This window comes from Pelomonas sp. BJYL3 (assembly GCF_027257975.1).
GTDB classification, from domain to species: Bacteria; Pseudomonadota; Gammaproteobacteria; order Burkholderiales; family Burkholderiaceae_C; genus Roseateles_B; species Roseateles_B flavus.
On record NZ_JANZKX010000006.1, the window covers coordinates 193508 to 208583 of the forward strand.

Below are 15076 nucleotides of genomic sequence, written 5' to 3' on the forward strand. Positions count from 1 at the left end.
GGCGGCGTGTGGCGAAGGCGTGGCGCATTCTCGCCGAGCCGGCCGGGTTCGGGCCCCCGTTTGAACCACAATCACGCCATGAATGACGCCCAAGTCCTGCACTTCTTCCAGACCCTGCGCACGGCCAACCCTTCGCCCCAGACCGAGCTGGAGTACAGCAGCGTCTTCGAGTGCCTGGCGGCCGTGCTGCTGTCGGCCCAGGCCACCGACGTGGGCGTCAACAAGGCCACCCGCAAGCTGTTCGCCCGGGCCAATACGCCAGCCAAGATCCTGGCCCTGGGCGAGGTAGGCCTGGCCGATGCCATCAAGACCATCGGCCTGTACCGCAACAAGGCACGGAACCTCCTCAGCACCTGCCGCATCCTCGTGGAGCAGCACGGCGGCCAGGTGCCCCGCAGCCGGGAAGCCCTGGAGGCCCTGCCGGGCGTGGGCCGCAAGACGGCCAATGTGGTGCTCAACGTGGCCTTCGGCGAGCCGACGATGGCGGTGGACACGCATATCTTCCGCGTCAGCAACCGCACCGGCCTGGCGCCGGGCAAGACGCCGCTGGCGGTGGAGCAGGGCCTGCTGAGACGGGTGCCGGCGGAGTTCATGGTCGACGCCCACCACTGGCTGATCCTGCACGGCCGCTACGTCTGCCAGGCGCGGCGCCCGATGTGTGAGCGCTGCAGCGTGCGCGTGGATTGCGACCTGGGCCGCAGCCTGCCCTGACCACCGCCCGCCCCTACAATGCCGCATCACCAGTAGGCGAGATTCGTCACAGCCAGCCATGCCAAGCATCACCGACCTAGTCGACCGGGTGGAGAGGCTCCTCCTGCGTCACGACGAGCTGACCCGCACCAACGCCCTGCTCGAGGAGCAGGTCCGCGCCCTGACCCAGGAGCGCGACGGCATGCGTTCCCGCCTCAACGCCGCCAGGGCCCGCATCGACGCCCTGCTGGATCGCCTGCCGCTGGAATCGGAGAAGAACGCGCCATGAAGCAGATGGAAGTGACCATCATGGGCCAGAGCTATCTGCTGGGGTGCCCGGAAGGCGGCGAAGCCGCGCTGAGCAAGGCCGTGGCGCAGGTCGACCGCGAGATGTGTGGCATCCGTGACGCCGGCCGGATCAAGGCCCGCGAGCGCATCGCCGTGCTGGCCGCGCTGAACCTGGCCTACCAGCTCGCCGAGCAGCCCTCGGCCCGCGCCGGCGCGTCGTCGGCCCCGGCCAGCCCGGAAGGCGCCCTACCTGATCTCGACGGGCTCATCAAACGCCTCGACGAAGCCCTTGCCCAGGATGGGCAACTGCTCTGAACAAGGCCGGCGAGGCCCTAGAATGGGCTCGTCCGTTGCGTTCGCGTGAGTCTTATATTTCCTTGAACCGATGCTCTTTGAGCATGGGCTTGGAACATCGCCTGGCTGGTGTGATCGTCTCGCGTCAGATGAACCCGAAGCCTTGCTGACCTCGCCCACCTGAATCCCCTGGGTTCAGGAATGCGGCTCACGGCTCGCGGCGGACACCCTCTTCCCGCCTGTTGCGCCCCTGCCCGGGGTCGCGGCAGCATCCGCCCGGCCCGCGCCTCGGCTGGCACGGGCCCCCAGGCGCCTCTTGCGCTGAGCCCCTGCCCATGAATTACTGGCTGATGAAGTCGGAGCCGGACGAGTGCTCCATCGACGACCTGGCCGCTGCGCCGGGCCAGACCGTGCCCTGGATCGGCGTGCGCAACTACCAGGCCCGCAACTTCATGCGCGATGCCATGCGGCTGGGCGACGGCGTGCTGTTCTATCACTCCTCCTGCCCGCAACCCGGCATCGCCGGCATCGGCAAGGTGAGCAGCGCGGCCTACACGGACGCCAGCCAGTTCGACCCCGACAGCCCCTATTTCGACCCCAAGTCCAAGCCGGAGGCGCCGCGCTGGCTGCATGTCGACGTGGGCTTCGTGCGCAAGACCCGGCTGCTGGGCCTGACGGAGATGCGCCAGCATGCCAGCCTGGCCAGCATGCGGGTGCTGCAGGCCGGCAACCGGCTGTCCATCACGCCGGTGAGCCCCGAGGAATGGCAGTCCGTGATGGACCTGCTGGGCTAGATGTGAAGCGTCAAGAGGTTGTTTCTTGACGAACTGAGTCTTGAGATGGGCGGCAAGCCACCGATGCCGCTGTGCGGACGGTGGCAGTTGTAGTGATGCTGCCAGCGAGCCAAAGCCTCAGTGCGCTGCGCCGAGTTCTGGTACGTCCAGCCATAGGCCCATTCGCGCAGCGCCGACTGGATGAAGCGCTCGGCCTTGCCATTGGTCTGAGGCCGGTAGGGCTTGGTGAACGAGTGCTTGATGCCCAGATCGAGACAGGCCTGGCGGAACTCGCGTGAGCGGAAGGCCGAGCCGTTGTCGGTGAGCAAGCGCAGCACGACGACTCCCATCCTGGCGTAGTACGCCACGGCGTTTCGCAGGAACAGCACCGCCTGCGCCTTCTTCTCGTCCGGATGCATGGCCGTGAAGGCCAGGCGGGCGTGATCGTCGATGGCGACGAACAGCGTCTCCCAGCCCGCGCCGTCGACCGAGTCGCGCCGGTTGCCCGTGACGCGATGGCTCGGGCGCACGATGCGGCCGAGCTTCTTGGTGTCGATGTGCAGCAGCTCTCCCGGCGCCTCGCGCTCGTAGCGCACCACAGGCGGGGCGGGTTCCAGCTCGCTGAGCTTGGACAGTCCGGCGCGCGCCAGCACGCGGCTGACCGTCGAGGCCGACACGCCCACGCTGCGTGCGATGTGGGACTGCAGCATGCGCCGGCGTCGCAGCTCGACGATGAGCAGCGCCTTGGCCGGATCGACGCTGCGCGGCGAGTGCATGGGGCGCGACGAGGCATCGGCCAGCGCAGCCTCACCCCCGGCCAGATAGCGCCCCAGCCACTTCCGGGCGGTGGGCGCCGTCACGCCGTGCGCAGCGGCGGCTTCAGGGGCACTGAGACCGCCGGTGATCATCTGTTTGACCATCTCGATGCGGCGGGCGTACGTAAGTCGGGCATGCTTATGGCTGTTCATCCGGTGTTGGCTCTGGAGTGGATTGGGTGTTTGGCGACTTCCAGTCTCTCAAACCCAATCCGGATGAACACCGGATACAACCTATTGAAGCTTCACAGCTAGACCGGCGATTTGGCCAGCGAATAGGCCAAGGAATAGGTCAGCGAATATGCCGCGAACAGACCGCGAATAGACCGGCCACGGGCCCTGGCAAGCAGAGCTCTCCCACGCCGGCCATCATGCCCTCCGGGCTCAGATGGTTCGCTCCCGGAGAACTGCTCAGGGCTGGCTGCCGAAGGGAATGGGCGCCAGCACGACCTGGTTGCCCCCGCGACGCTGCGCCTCCTGGATGGCCGACTGAGCGGCTTCCAGCAGTTCCTCCTGGCGCGAGGCGGTGTGCGGGAAGCTGGCCACGCCCATGGACAGCGAGAGATGCAGGTCCAGGCCCTGCACCACGATGATCTGGGTCACGCACTGCCTGCGCAGCTGCTCCATGCGGGCATGGGCGGTGGCCAAGCCCACGCCGGACAGCAGCACCGCAAACAGCTGCTCGCCCACGCGGCAGGCCGCGTCCATGGCACGCGTATTGGCACGCAACATGCGGCCCAGACCTTCCAGCATGCGCTGCTGGGCTTCGGCCCGCAGGTGCTGGACCTCGGCCGGCAAGGGATCCAGGGAGATCAGCACGAGGGCGAATTCGCGGTGTTCGCGGGTGGAGAGATCGATCTCGCGGAGCAGCTGGTCGTCGAACTGGGCGCGGAGGTAGAGGCCCGAGGTGTCGTCCCGACCGCTGCCCTTCTCGGACTCGCGGCGCAGCAGTTCCATGGACTTCTGCTGCTGCTCGATCTGCTGCAGCGCCCGCTGCAGGTGCGACTCGCGGTGCTTCTCCTCGGTGCGTTCGGACCACATCGACAGGATGTGATCGGCGCCCAGGGGCACACGGGTGACCATGAAATCGCGGCGGCGCCCCCCCAGCTCCAGGCGGTGCTCGCTGACCACCACATTGCGCTGTGCCATGACGGCCTGCTCGACGCGACGCATGGCCTGGACTTCATCGCCCCGCATGAGGTCTACGTCGCTGCTGCCGACCAGGGACGATTCCGTCCGCTCGAAGAGCCGGTCCAGGCCCGCGCTGGCATACACATAGCGGCCGGTGGCCAGGGACTTGACCGCCAGAAAGGCACCCAGCGGCTCGGCCAGGCTCAACAGGGCTCCGGCTGCACCGCTGTCGGACAGGCCCTGCGACTGCAGCCAGTCCTGCAAGCTGCCCGGGCGTCCTGCCATGCCCTGTGCGATCGCCGATTGAATGTCCATGCCTTGAAAGCCTTCTTGCTTCTTTCCAATGCTCCCTCGCGCCGGCCCGTGGGCGCGCCCTCGCCGGCGCGCACCGGGCGTCCAGTCCATCCCTTGCATGGATGTTCGCTGGCGGCCTTTGAATGCTCCGCGCATGGTAGCCAAATCCGGAGCGCTTGGCGGTCACGCCTGCCCCCTATTTGGGTCATCCTTCTCGTCCGGGAAGCTCCCAGGTTCATTGTGCGGATGGCGCGCGCCGCATCCTTTGGCAGGTTATGGCGCCCATGCAGCGAAAATACCCGATTTCCGCCCGGCCTTGCCCTCGCAGGCTTGCCTGCGGATTCGATCCCTGCTCAGCGCCCTTTCCTGCGCCACTTCAGCCTTCATGCCTGCCACTCCTGACTTCGACCTTCTCATCATCGGCGCCGGAGCTGCCGGCCTCTTCTGTGCCGCCCAGGCCGGCCAGCTGGGATTGCGAGCCCTGCTGATCGACCATTCGCCCCGGCTGGCGGAAAAGATCCGCATTTCCGGCGGCGGGCGCTGCAACTTCACCAACCGCGAAGCCGGCCCCGGCAATTACCTCTCCGAGAACCCGCATTTCTGCCGCTCTGCCCTGGCACGCTACACGCCCCAGGACTTCATCGCCCTGCTGCAGAAACATGGGATCGGCTTCCATGAGAAGCACCGCGGCCAATTGTTCTGTGACGAAGGCAGCGAGCGCATCATCCAGATGTTGAGAGATGAGTGCGATGCCGTGGGCGTGCAGCGCTGGCAGCCTTGCACCGTGGCGGCCGTCCATGCCCTGGACCAGGGCTTTGAGCTGGAGACCAGCCAGGGCCCCGTGCGCGCCCCGTCGCTCGTGGTGGCCTGTGGCGGCCTGCCCGTGCCCAAGATCGGTGCCAGCGACTTCGGCCTGCGACTGGCCCAGCAGTTTGGCCACGACCTGGTCACACCGCGCCCGGCGCTCGTGCCCCTGACCTTCTCCGAGCAAAGCTGGGCGCCCTTTGCCGAGCTGGCCGGCCTGTCGCTGGAAGTCGTCGTCAGCGCGGGCCAGGGCAAGCAGCGCACCCGCTTTCTGGAGGACCTGCTGTTCACCCACCGAGGCCTCAGCGGTCCCGCCATCCTGCAGATCTCCAGCTACTGGCAGCCGGGTCAGGCCATCGAGATCGACCTCCTGCCCACCCTGGACCTGGCGGCAGCCCTGCGCGAAGCCAAGTCGGGCAGCCGCAAGCAGCTGGGCAATGTGCTGGGTGAGTGGATGCCCGCCCGCCTGGCCCAGACCTGGTTGGCCCAGCAAGGGCTGGACGGAAGCCGCCCCATGGCCGATTGCAGGGACAAGGACCTCGAAGCCCTCGCCCGCAGCCTCAAGCAATGGCAACTCACGCCCGCCGGCGATGAGGGATGGAAGAAGGCCGAGGTGATGCGAGGCGGCGTCAGCACGCGTGAACTCAGCTCCCAGACCCTGGAGAGCCGACGCCAGCCGGGCCTGTACTTCATCGGCGAGGTCGTGGACGTCACCGGCTGGCTGGGCGGCTACAACTTCCAGTGGGCCTGGGCGAGCGCCCATGCCTGCGCCCAGGGCGTCCTGGCCCGCCAGCAGCAGCTGAGCGCTGATGCGGCAACGGCCTGAACCCCGCCTTGACGGCATCTTGGCGAAGTGTCAAATCTGTGGCTATAATCCCGGTCTTTGCTAGCAAACCAGCGCGTCGATTCGGAAGCGGACTCCGGATACTTCCGCTTCAGAGCTGCCGGACCAATCCTGGTCTGAACAGTTCAGGCGAACACCGAGCGCACATTGAAGGAACCATTGCTTCATGACCACCATTCGCGTCAAAGAAAACGAGCCGTTCGACGTGGCCCTGCGTCGCTTCAAGCGCACCATCGAAAAGCTGGGCCTGCTCACCGAGCTGCGTGCTCGTGAGTTCTACGAGAAGCCCACCGCCGAGCGCAAGCGCAAGAAGGCTGCCGCCGTCAAGCGTCATTACAAGCGCGTGCGCAGCATGCAGCTGCCCAAGAAGCTGTACTGAGCTTCTTGCTGAGCTTGTCGTTTTCTGGCGCCGTCAGGCGTCCACGCTGCTGAAGAGGCTTGCCTCTTCAACAAAGCCCGCGCAGGACGCTGTCGCGGGCTTTTTCCATTTCAGCGCTTGATTCAGGTCCTGAACCAGGCCGACCGTCCGCCTCTTTTTACCGATTGATCCCCATGACGCTCAAAGAACGCATCACCGAAGACATGAAGGCCGCCATGCGCGCCAAGGAAGCCGACAAGCTCTCCACCATCCGCATGCTGCTGGCCGCCGTCAAGCAGAAGGAGGTCGACGAGCGCATGGAGGTGGACGACGTCATGCTGGTCGGCATCGTGGACAAGCTCATCAAGCAGCGCAAGGACGCCATCGCCCAGTACACCGCCGCTGCACGCCAGGACCTGGCTGACAAGGAAGCCGCGGAAGTCGTGGTCCTGGAAGCCTACCTGCCGGCCCGCCTGAGCGAAGCCGAGATCCAGTCCGCCGTGGCCGCCATCGTGGCCGAGCTGGGCGCCAAGGGCCCGGGCGACATGGGCAAGGTGATGGGCGCCGTCAAGACCCAGCTGGCCGGCAAGGCCGACATGGGACTGGTGTCTGCCGCGGTCAAGAAGGCCCTGGCGCCCTGATCCCGCTAGCATCACCCGCCTGCACCACACGGAGCCTCGCACCATGACCCTGCCGCTCAATCGCCTGACGCCCGACTTCGCCGTCGCCCCTCAGCTGGAGCCCGCGGCCATGGCCGAGGCCGCCGCTGCGGGCTTTCGCAGCGTGATCAACAACCGCCCCGATGGCGAGGGCGGCCCCGAGCAGCCCAGCAGCGCCAGCGTGGCCGCCGCCGCGGCCGAGGCGGGCCTGCAGTACGCGCATCTGCCGGTGGCGGGCGGCTATCAGTCGCCAGAGGAGATTGCCGCCTTCCGCGAACTGCTGGCCACCCTGCCGGGCCCCGTGCTGGCCTTCTGCCGCTCGGGCGCACGCTGCACCAAGCTCTACGTGGCAGCCACCCAGGGCTGACCACGGCCGGCGGCCCCACGACGAAGGCGCCGCGCCCCGCCTGCTCGGGGCTTACCCTCATCCGGCGTCGAATTCAGGCAGCGTTCAGCGGGCAATCGATACAGTCCGGAGCAAGCTGACAGGGCCCACCGCCCTGCCCTTTGCTCCAGGAACTGCCCATGAATGCCTTGATTGCCTTTGCGGAGGCCATCGACAGACTCAACGACCGGTTCGGCGTGCTCGCCGAATGGGCCGTGCTGCTGTCCTGCCTCATCAGCGCGGCCAATGCCGTCGTCCGCTACACCTTCGACTACAGCTCGAACTCCTTCCTCGAGATCCAGTGGTACCTGTTCGCCGCCTGCGTGATGCTGGGCGCGGCGCAGGTGCTGCGCATCAACGAGCATGTGCGGGTGGACCTGGTCTACAGCCGCCTGTCCGGCAAGGGCAAGGTGATGGTCGACCTCTTCGGCATCACCGTCTTCCTGCTGCCCGTGATCGGCTACATGGCCTGGCTGTCCTGGGGGCTGTTCATGGGCAAGCTGACCACCGGGATGCGGCCGGACGACAGCATCGCCAGCCTGGGCTTCCTGGCCTATGTGCACAAGCTGCTGGTGAGCGGTGAGGTCTCCAGCAATGCAGGCGGCCTGATCCGCTGGCCCGCCGTGCTGATGCTGCCCCTGGGCTTTGCCCTGGTCTGGCTGCAGGGCGTGGCCGAGATCATCAAGCGCATCGGCTGGCTGAGCCACCGCTACAACATGGACACGCATTACGAGAGGCCCCTGCAATGATCAGCATGGAGCAATTCCCGCCCCTGATGTTCGCGGGGCTGATCATCATCATGCTGATCGGCTTCCCCGTGGCCTTCTCGCTGGCGGCCCTGGGCCTGGGCTGTGGCCTGTTCGCCATCAGCCAGGGCTGGTTCCCGCCCGAGTTCATGGCGGCACTGCCGCAGAACGTGTTCGGCATCCTCAGCAACGACCTGCTGCTGGCCATCCCCTTCTTCACGCTGATGGGCTCGCTGCTGGAGAAATGCGGCCTGGCCGAGGACATGCTCGACTCCATGGGCCAGCTCTTCGGCCCCATCCGCGGCGGCCTGGGCTACTCGGTGATCATCGTGGGCTTCATCCTCGGCGCCATCACCGGCACCGTGGCCGGCCAGGTGATCGCGATGGCGATGATCTCGCTGCCGGTGATGATGCGCTACGGCTACAACATGCGCTACGCCACTGGCGTGCTGGCCGCCTCGGGCACCATCACCCAGCTGGTGCCGCCATCCCTGGTGCTGGTGGTGCTGGCCGACCAGCTCGGCAAGTCCGTGGGTGACATGTACAAGGGCGCCTGGGGTCCGTCCATCCTGCAGGTGCTGATCTTCGCGCTCTACACCTTCATCCTCTCGCGCATCAAGCCGCACCATGTGCCCGGCGTGCCCAAGGAGGCGCGCACCCTGCAGGGCTGGGCCCTGTGGAAGAAGTGCCTGCGCGGCATCATCCCCTCGGCCGTGCTGATCTTCGCCGTGCTGGGGTCCATGGGCGGCCTGCCGGGCATCGATTCCGCCGTCTGCACCCCGACCGAAGCTGGCGCCATGGGCGCGGTGGGCGCCTTCGTGCTGGCCGCCATGCATGGCCGCCTGAACTGGCCGCTGGTCAAGGGCACCATGATGGGCACCATGCGCATCACGGCCATGGTGGTCTTCATCCTGATCGGCTCGCGCACCTTCTCGCTGGTGTTCCAGGGGGTGGAAGGCGGCCAGTGGATCGAGCACATGCTGTCCAACCTGCCGGGCGGCCAGATCGGCTTCCTGGTGGTGGTCAACATCTTCATCTTCTTCCTGGCCTTCTTCCTGGACTTCTTCGAGATCGCCTTCATCATCCTGCCCATGCTGGGTCCGGTGGCGGACAAGATGGGCATCGACCTCGTCTGGTTCGGCGTGATGCTGTGCGTGAACATGCAGACCAGCTTCATGCACCCGCCCTTCGGCTTCGCGCTGTTCTACCTGCGCGGCATCTCGGACACCCTCTTCAAGCAGGGCTCCCTGCCCCGCAAGGTGGAGTCCAGCGACATCTACATGGGCTCCATTCCCTGGGTGTTCATGCAGCTGATCCTGGTGGCCATCGTGATCTTCTTCCCCGTCACCGTGACCGCCTTCCTGGACAAGGAGAAGGCCGTCGACATGGACCAGGCCACCCAGTTGCTGCAGGGCATGGACACCGGCAAGGATCAGGACAAGGGCAAGGACGAGCTCAGCTCGGACGACGCCAGCAAGCTCTTCGCGCCGGAGGCGGCCAGTGCGCCGGCCTCGTCGGCCAGCGGGGCGGCTGAGGATCCGAACGAGGCGGTGCTGAGGGCGATGCAGCAGGACGGCAAGAAGTAGCATTGCCCCTGGCAAGGCGGAGCCGGCTGGCATCAAGGTCAGCCGGCTTTTTCATGGCCCGCCTTTGTATAGTGCCGCCATGGCCGCCCTTCACGAAAGCACGGACTTCCCTGGCAAAGCGGCGCTGCCCAAACGCTGGCAGGACGACGTCTACCGCTATTGCACTTTTGCCGATCTGGATCTGGAAGGTCAGGCGTTCGAGGGCCTGCTGGACGCCTGCGTCCTGAGCCACTGCACCTGGTACTGGGGCCTGTTCAACGGCACCCGCTTCATCGAGGTGGAATTCCGCAACTGCGTGTTCCGCGGCGCGGCCTTCGCTGCCTGCGTGTTCGTGAAGTGCAGGTTCGTGAACTGCCGCTTCCTCAAGGACCGCATGGAATCGCCCTGCAGATTCGACGACTGCGCCTGGTTCTCCTGCGAGCAGCTGGGCTGCGAGGGTCTGCCGCTCGCGGATGCGGCAGCACTGGCCGCGCCGCATTGACCACCCGGCAGCTTGCCGACCGACCAGGCGCCGCCGCTTGACCTGGAGTGCCTCACAGCCCGCCGATGAAATAGCGCTTCAAGCCGGCCAGCACCATTTCCACGGCGATGGCCGTCAGCACCAGGCCCATCAGCTTCTCGATGGCCGAGACCACCGAGTCGCCCAGCAACTTGCGGATGCGGTCCGCCAGGACCAGGGTCAGGCCGGAGATCAGCATGGCGGCGGTCAGGGCGCCCACCCATTCCATGATGCGATCCGGCTGGCGTGAGGCCAGCAGCAGCACGGTGGCCATCGCGGAGGGGCCGGCCAGCAGGGGCACGGCCAGCGGGAAGATCAGGGGTTCGCGGCCTGGCTCCACGCCATAGGCCGATTCGCCGGAGCTGCCGAAGATCATGCGCATCGCGATGATCAGCAGGATCACGCCGCCGGCCACCTCCAGCGAGCGCTCGGACAGATGCATGACGCGCAAAAAGCCGTCGCCCAGGAACATGAAGGCGAAGAGCACCAGGAAGGCGATGCTGACCTCGCGCACGGCCACCTTGACGCGACGCTCCTTGGGCACGGCACGCATGATGGGGATGAAGATGGGGAGGCTGCCCAGGGGATCCAGCACCAGCAGGAGCAGGATCAGGGCGGAGAGAAAGCTGTGGTCCATGGGGCGCTATTGTCGGCGAGTTCGGCCAGCAGACCGCGGGTTAACCATTAGCACGCGTGCCATCCTCACGCGAAGCGGCCTGCGATCATGCAGGCCAGCCGTCGCCTTCGCCCTTGCATGCCCCTTTCGTCCGCCATGCCCCACGCCCCACTCGACACCCTGGACAGCCGCATCGTCGAAATCCTTCAGCGCGAGGGTCGCATCGCCAATGTGGACCTGGCCGCGCGGGTGCAGCTCTCGGCACCGCAGTGCTTCCGCCGGGTCCGGGCGCTGGAGGAGCGCGGCGTGCTGCGCGGCTACCGGGCCGAGGTGGACCCGCAGTCCCTGGGCCTGGGCGTGACGGCCTATGTGAGCCTCAATATCGAGGCGCAGGCCTTTGTGCGGGTCCGGGACATCGAGACGCTGCTGAAGGCCTTCCCCGAGATCCTGGAATGCCACACCGTCTCGGGAGACTGCGACTATCTGCTCAAGGTGGTGGCGGCGGACCTCAAGTCACTCTCTCAGTTCCTGACCGACAAGCTCATGCAGCTGCCCGGCGTGGCTGATGTTCGCTCGATGATCTGCCTGGAAGAGATCAAGCCCCCCTCCCCTCTGCCGGTGCGCTGAGCGGCGTTCAGAGCGGCGTTCAGGCAGCAGGCATGCCGCAGGCAAGACCTGACCCCCTCTCCTGCCCGCGCTCCTGAGCCCTTCAACCACGCGGATGATGCTGGGCGTGCAGGGCCTTGAGGCGCTCGCGAGCCACGTGGGTGTAGATCTGCGTGGTCGACAGGTCGGCATGCCCCAGCAGCAGCTGAACCGCGCGCAGGTCGGCACCATGGTTCAGCAGATGGGTGGCAAAGGCATGGCGCAGGGTGTGCGGCGAGATGCTCTGCCGGATCCCGGCCTGCAGCGCGTACTTCTTGACCAGACGCCAGAACATCTGCCGGCTCAGGGCCTCGCCGTAGCGGTTCAGGAACAGCGCTTCGGGCTGCGCGCCGGCGGCCAGTTGGGGGCGCGCCTCGTGCAGATAGCGCAGCAGCCAATCGCGCGCCACTTCGCCAAAGGGCAGGAGGCGTTCCTTGCTGCCCTTGCCCATCACCCGCATGGCCGCTTCCTTGAGACCCACATGCAGCGTCTTCAGTTCCACCAGTTCGCTGACCCGCAGGCCGCTGGCATACATCAGCTCCAGCATGGCGCGATCGCGCAGGCCCAGGGGCTGGTCCACGTCCGGCGCGTTCAGCAGGGACTCGACCTGCGCCTGCGTGAGGGTCTTGATGCTGCGCTGCAGGCGGTGTGAGGGCAGCAGCTGCAGGGTCGGGTCTTGCCTCAGCCGCCCTTCGCGAAGGGCCCAGCGAAAGTAGCGCTTGAAGCAGCTCAGACGCCGATTGGCGCTGCTGGGCTTGCTGCCCTCATGGCGGGCGCTGATGTAGGCCTGGAGATCGGCCTGGCTGGCCTCGTCCAGGCTGCGCCCCAGTTCGGCATCCAGCCAGTCCGCAAGAAGGGCCAGGTCGCGGCCATAGGCCTGGCGGGTGGCCGCGGACAGGCCATCCTCCAGCCACAGCGTCTCCAGGAAGAGCTCGGCGGACTGTGCGCTGGTCCGGCGGGCCGCACTGGAAGGCACGCCAGGCGGAGCCACGACGGCTGTCTTGCGGGCACGCGGCACGGAAGGGGCTCAGTCCAGCTTCAGCTTCTGGGTCTCCACGACCTTCTTGTAGACCTCGTACTCGGCCTTGATCTGGGCCGCGAACTGCTCGGGCGTGTTGGCCACGATCAGGGAGCCGGTGTCTTCGATGCGCTTGCGCACGTCAGGCATCTCCAGCGTCTTCTTGACGGCGCTGCTGACCTTGTCCACCACCTCCTTGGACAAGCCCTTGGGGCCGTAGATGCCGTAGTAGGCCATGCGATTCACCGGCTCCAGCCCCACTTCCTTGAAGGTGGGCACCTGGGGCAGCTGGACCAGACGCTGGGGCGCGGCCAACACGATGGGAATCAGGCGGCCGTCCTTGATGAAGGGCAGCGCTGACGGCAGGTTGTCAAAGATGATCGGGACCTGGCCCGCCACCACGTCATTCAAGGCAGGACCGCCGCCGCGGTAGGGAATATGCAGCACGAAGACACCCGCCAGCGACTTGTACAGCTCCATCTGCAGATGCCCGATGCCGCCGGTGCCCGAGGTGGCATAGCTGTACTTGCCCGGGTTCTTCTTGATCTCGGCCACGAAGCCCTTGTAGTCGCGGGCCGGGAAGCTGGGGTGCACGGCGATCACATTGGGCGTGGCCGCCACGTTGATGATGGGCGTGAAGTCCGTCAGCGGGTTGTAGGGGATCTTGGGATCGATGGCCGGATTGGCCGCCGTGGTCGACACCGTGGCCATGCCGAGGGAATAGCCGTCCGGCGCAGACTTGGCTGTTTCGTTGGCACCCACCTTGCCGCCACCGCCGGCCTTGTTCTCCACCACCATGGTCTGGCCCAGCGGGCCGTTGATCTTCTCAGCCACCACACGGGCCACGATGTCCGTGGTGCCACCCGGCGCGAAGGGCACCACCAGCTTGACCGGCTTGTTCGGATAGGCCTGGGCCAGGACCACGCCCGGTGCGGCCATGGCCGCCAGGGCCAGGGGAATGTGCTTGAGAATCGTGCGACGGTTCATGGGGCTCCTCTCGTGTACTCGCTGAAGGAATGCGTCAGTCTATGCCAGCTCGCGCGTCCCGGGCCGGAACGCGGCCGGGGCCGTTAGCTGGGCGCTCAGTCGCAGGCCAGCTGGGCCTCGAGCCAGCCCCGCGCCGCCGGCTCCTCACGGAAGGATGCGAAGGGGATGCCCGCCGCGTCGAAGCAGCGCGCCATGGCCTCGTCCATCAGCCCGGCGCCTTCGACCTCCAGCGCCGTCACATGCGCGACGGCTCTCGGCGCCATGCCGGAGGCCGACAGGGCCTGGAGCATGCGGGCGAAGGTGTCCAGGGCTTCGTCGGTGGCCAGGGTGCTGTAGCCGATGATGGCCAGCAGCACCCAGGGCCCCTGCGCCTGCAAGGGCGGGATCTGCGTGGCCAGCAGCTGCCCAAGGGCCAGGACCAGCTCCTTGTTGAACGGCCCTTCGGCATGGTTCAGCAGGAAGGGCCACTCGCCCACGATCTGCACCCGGCCGTGCAGGGGGAAGCGCGTCTGGGCGTAGGCGTCGGTGCTGTCGTTGATGGGGCTCATGAGGCAGGCGCAGGCAGGGCAGGCCAAATGAGAACCGATGATACGGCGGCAAGGCAGCGGTGAAAGCCCCATGTCATGGGCATCCTGGCACACTTTGCAGCATGCCCGACCTGCTGCTCCTGCTCCCCGACTTCCTCTTGATCGCCGTCGGATTTGCCCTGTGCCGCTACACCACGCTGGACCGGCCGGTGTGGAGCAGCGTGGAGCGCCTGGTCTACTACCTGCTGTTCCCGGTCCTGCTGTTCAACTCCATCTCGCGCAGTCAGCTGCGGCCCGGCGAGACCCTGGCCCTGGCGGGCGCCGGCGTGGCCGTGCTGCTCAGTGGCGTGCTGCTGGCCTATGCCCTGCGCCTGTGGCCGGGCATGCATGCGCAGAACCATGCCTCGGGCGCCCAGGTCGCCTTCCGCTTCAACTCCTTCGTGGCCCTGGCCCTGGCCGAGCGGCTGCAGGGCGCGCAGGGCGTGGCCTGGATCGCCCTGCTGATCGCGCTGTGCGTGCCGCTGGCCAATGTGGCGGCCGTCTGGCCGCTGGCCCGGCACGGCGGCCACGGCTACCTGAGGGAGCTGGTGCGCAACCCGCTGATCGTCTCCACGGTGCTGGGCCTCGCCGCCAATCTCAGCGGCCTGCGCCTGCCCGAGCCGGCCGCCGTGAGCCTGCAGAAGATCGGCGTGGCGGCCCTGCCCCTGGGCCTCATGGCCGTGGGCGCCGGCCTGCGCTTCGGTGCCCTGCGTGACGCGCCGGGGCTGGCGGGCGCCCTGCTCTTCATCCGCCATGCGGCGCTGCCGCTGGTGGCGCTGGGGCTGATTCAGGTCCTGGCCCTGCCCCCTGCGCAAGCCTCCATGCTGATGGCCTTCGCGGCCCTGCCAACGGCGTCGAGCGCCTACGTGCTGGCCGTGCGCATGGGAGGCAACGGGCCCTTCGTGGCGGGGCTGATCACGCTGTCGACGCTGCTGGGGATGGTCAGCTTGCCGGTGTGGTTGGTGGTACAGGGGTGGGTGGGGCGCTAGGGCTTCAGCATCAGGGTCTTGCGGCCGCGCACAGCTGACGGCCCCCGGGGCGGGTCAGAAGCCAAAGGTCTGGCCGCACTCGCTGCGGA

The 15076-nt window shown here is 67.0% G+C and carries 19 protein-coding genes and 1 other RNA gene; 14 read left to right on the plus strand and 6 right to left on the minus strand.

Annotated features, from left to right (window positions below):
• Positions 1 to 78 precede the first annotated feature (78 nt).
• The 5 genes from nth (at position 79) to O9Y01_RS18355 (ending at position 2066) form a co-directional block, all read left to right on the plus strand.
• A complete protein-coding gene (nth, locus tag O9Y01_RS18335; protein WP_269633050.1) occupies positions 79 to 711 on the plus strand; it encodes an endonuclease III in 633 nt (210 codons plus the stop codon).
• A gap of 58 nt (positions 712 to 769) precedes the next feature.
• Positions 770 to 979 carry a cell division protein ZapB gene (zapB, locus tag O9Y01_RS18340; RefSeq protein ID WP_183104576.1) on the plus strand — a complete coding sequence of 70 codons (210 nt, stop codon included), beginning with the start codon at positions 770 to 772 and terminating at the stop codon, positions 977 to 979.
• Positions 976 to 1293: a cell division protein ZapA gene (locus O9Y01_RS18345; protein WP_269633051.1), complete on the plus strand. Its 318-nt coding sequence runs from the start codon at positions 976 to 978 to the stop codon at positions 1291 to 1293. Before zapB ends, O9Y01_RS18345 begins: the two co-directional genes overlap by 4 nt.
• A 28-nt stretch (positions 1294 to 1321) precedes the next feature.
• A non-coding RNA gene (ssrS, locus tag O9Y01_RS18350) (6S RNA) lies at positions 1322 to 1501 on the plus strand.
• A 106-nt stretch (positions 1502 to 1607) separates the two neighbouring features.
• A complete protein-coding gene (locus O9Y01_RS18355) occupies positions 1608 to 2066 on the plus strand; it encodes an EVE domain-containing protein (protein ID WP_269633052.1) in 459 nt (152 codons plus the stop codon).
• On the opposite strand, the gene O9Y01_RS18360 is transcribed toward O9Y01_RS18355, so the two are convergent.
• A complete protein-coding gene (locus O9Y01_RS18360; protein WP_269633053.1) occupies positions 2063 to 3013 on the minus strand; it encodes an IS481 family transposase in 951 nt (316 codons plus the stop codon). The two genes, O9Y01_RS18355 and O9Y01_RS18360, sit on opposite strands and share 4 nt — an antisense overlap.
• 258 nt (positions 3014 to 3271) lie before the next feature.
• The gene (locus O9Y01_RS18365) at positions 3272 to 4306 is read right to left on the minus strand and encodes a GGDEF domain-containing protein (RefSeq protein ID WP_269633054.1); all 1035 of its coding nucleotides are present in this window, start codon (positions 4304 to 4306) and stop codon (positions 3272 to 3274) included.
• Positions 4307 to 4670: 364 nt separating this feature from the next.
• Between O9Y01_RS18365 and O9Y01_RS18370 the strand changes: the two genes are divergently transcribed.
• The 7 genes from O9Y01_RS18370 to O9Y01_RS18400 all read left to right on the plus strand — a co-directional run bounded on the left by O9Y01_RS18370 (position 4671) and on the right by O9Y01_RS18400 (position 10148).
• Positions 4671 to 5915, plus strand: a complete 1245-nt coding sequence (locus O9Y01_RS18370; RefSeq protein ID WP_269633055.1) for an NAD(P)/FAD-dependent oxidoreductase — start codon at positions 4671 to 4673, stop codon at positions 5913 to 5915.
• Between the two features lie 184 nt (positions 5916 to 6099).
• Positions 6100 to 6312: a 30S ribosomal protein S21 gene (gene rpsU / locus O9Y01_RS18375; protein WP_012346814.1), complete on the plus strand. Its 213-nt coding sequence runs from the start codon at positions 6100 to 6102 to the stop codon at positions 6310 to 6312.
• Positions 6313 to 6485: 173 nt separating this feature from the next.
• A complete protein-coding gene (locus O9Y01_RS18380) occupies positions 6486 to 6932 on the plus strand; it encodes a GatB/YqeY domain-containing protein (RefSeq protein WP_269633057.1) in 447 nt (148 codons plus the stop codon).
• 43 nt (positions 6933 to 6975) lie between these two features.
• The gene (locus O9Y01_RS18385) at positions 6976 to 7317 is read left to right on the plus strand and encodes a TIGR01244 family sulfur transferase (RefSeq protein ID WP_269633058.1); all 342 of its coding nucleotides are present in this window, start codon (positions 6976 to 6978) and stop codon (positions 7315 to 7317) included.
• A 158-nt stretch (positions 7318 to 7475) separates the two neighbouring features.
• Positions 7476 to 8084 (plus strand): TRAP transporter small permease subunit, encoded by a 609-nt coding sequence (locus O9Y01_RS18390; RefSeq protein ID WP_269633059.1) that lies wholly within the window; start codon positions 7476 to 7478, stop codon positions 8082 to 8084.
• Positions 8084 to 9667 carry a TRAP transporter large permease gene (locus O9Y01_RS18395; protein WP_269633236.1) on the plus strand — a complete coding sequence of 528 codons (1584 nt, stop codon included), beginning with the start codon at positions 8084 to 8086 and terminating at the stop codon, positions 9665 to 9667. Before O9Y01_RS18390 ends, O9Y01_RS18395 begins: the two co-directional genes overlap by 1 nt.
• A gap of 79 nt (positions 9668 to 9746) precedes the next feature.
• Positions 9747 to 10148: a pentapeptide repeat-containing protein gene (locus O9Y01_RS18400; RefSeq protein WP_269633060.1), complete on the plus strand. Its 402-nt coding sequence runs from the start codon at positions 9747 to 9749 to the stop codon at positions 10146 to 10148.
• 52 nt (positions 10149 to 10200) lie between these two features.
• On the opposite strand, the gene O9Y01_RS18405 is transcribed toward O9Y01_RS18400, so the two are convergent.
• On the minus strand, positions 10201 to 10803 hold the full coding sequence (locus O9Y01_RS18405; RefSeq protein WP_269633061.1) for a MarC family protein: 603 nt from the start codon (positions 10801 to 10803) through the stop codon (positions 10201 to 10203).
• Positions 10804 to 10938: 135 nt separating this feature from the next.
• On the opposite strand from O9Y01_RS18405, the gene O9Y01_RS18410 reads away from it, so the two are divergent.
• Positions 10939 to 11409 (plus strand): Lrp/AsnC family transcriptional regulator, encoded by a 471-nt coding sequence (locus tag O9Y01_RS18410; RefSeq protein ID WP_269633062.1) that lies wholly within the window; start codon positions 10939 to 10941, stop codon positions 11407 to 11409.
• Between the two features lie 82 nt (positions 11410 to 11491).
• Here O9Y01_RS18410 and xerD read toward each other — a convergent pair whose 3' ends face one another.
• The 3 genes from xerD to O9Y01_RS18425 form a co-directional block, all read right to left on the minus strand.
• The gene (gene xerD, locus O9Y01_RS18415) at positions 11492 to 12418 is read right to left on the minus strand and encodes a site-specific tyrosine recombinase XerD (RefSeq protein WP_269633063.1); all 927 of its coding nucleotides are present in this window, start codon (positions 12416 to 12418) and stop codon (positions 11492 to 11494) included.
• Between the two features lie 36 nt (positions 12419 to 12454).
• Complete coding sequence (locus O9Y01_RS18420) at positions 12455 to 13432, minus strand: tripartite tricarboxylate transporter substrate binding protein BugE (RefSeq protein ID WP_269633064.1); 978 nt, start codon at positions 13430 to 13432, stop codon at positions 12455 to 12457.
• A 95-nt stretch (positions 13433 to 13527) separates the two neighbouring features.
• A complete protein-coding gene (locus O9Y01_RS18425) occupies positions 13528 to 13980 on the minus strand; it encodes a hypothetical protein (RefSeq protein WP_269633065.1) in 453 nt (150 codons plus the stop codon).
• A 101-nt stretch (positions 13981 to 14081) separates the two neighbouring features.
• On the opposite strand from O9Y01_RS18425, the gene O9Y01_RS18430 reads away from it, so the two are divergent.
• Positions 14082 to 14987 carry an AEC family transporter gene (locus O9Y01_RS18430; RefSeq protein WP_269633066.1) on the plus strand — a complete coding sequence of 302 codons (906 nt, stop codon included), beginning with the start codon at positions 14082 to 14084 and terminating at the stop codon, positions 14985 to 14987.
• Positions 14988 to 15076: the final 89 nt, after the last annotated feature.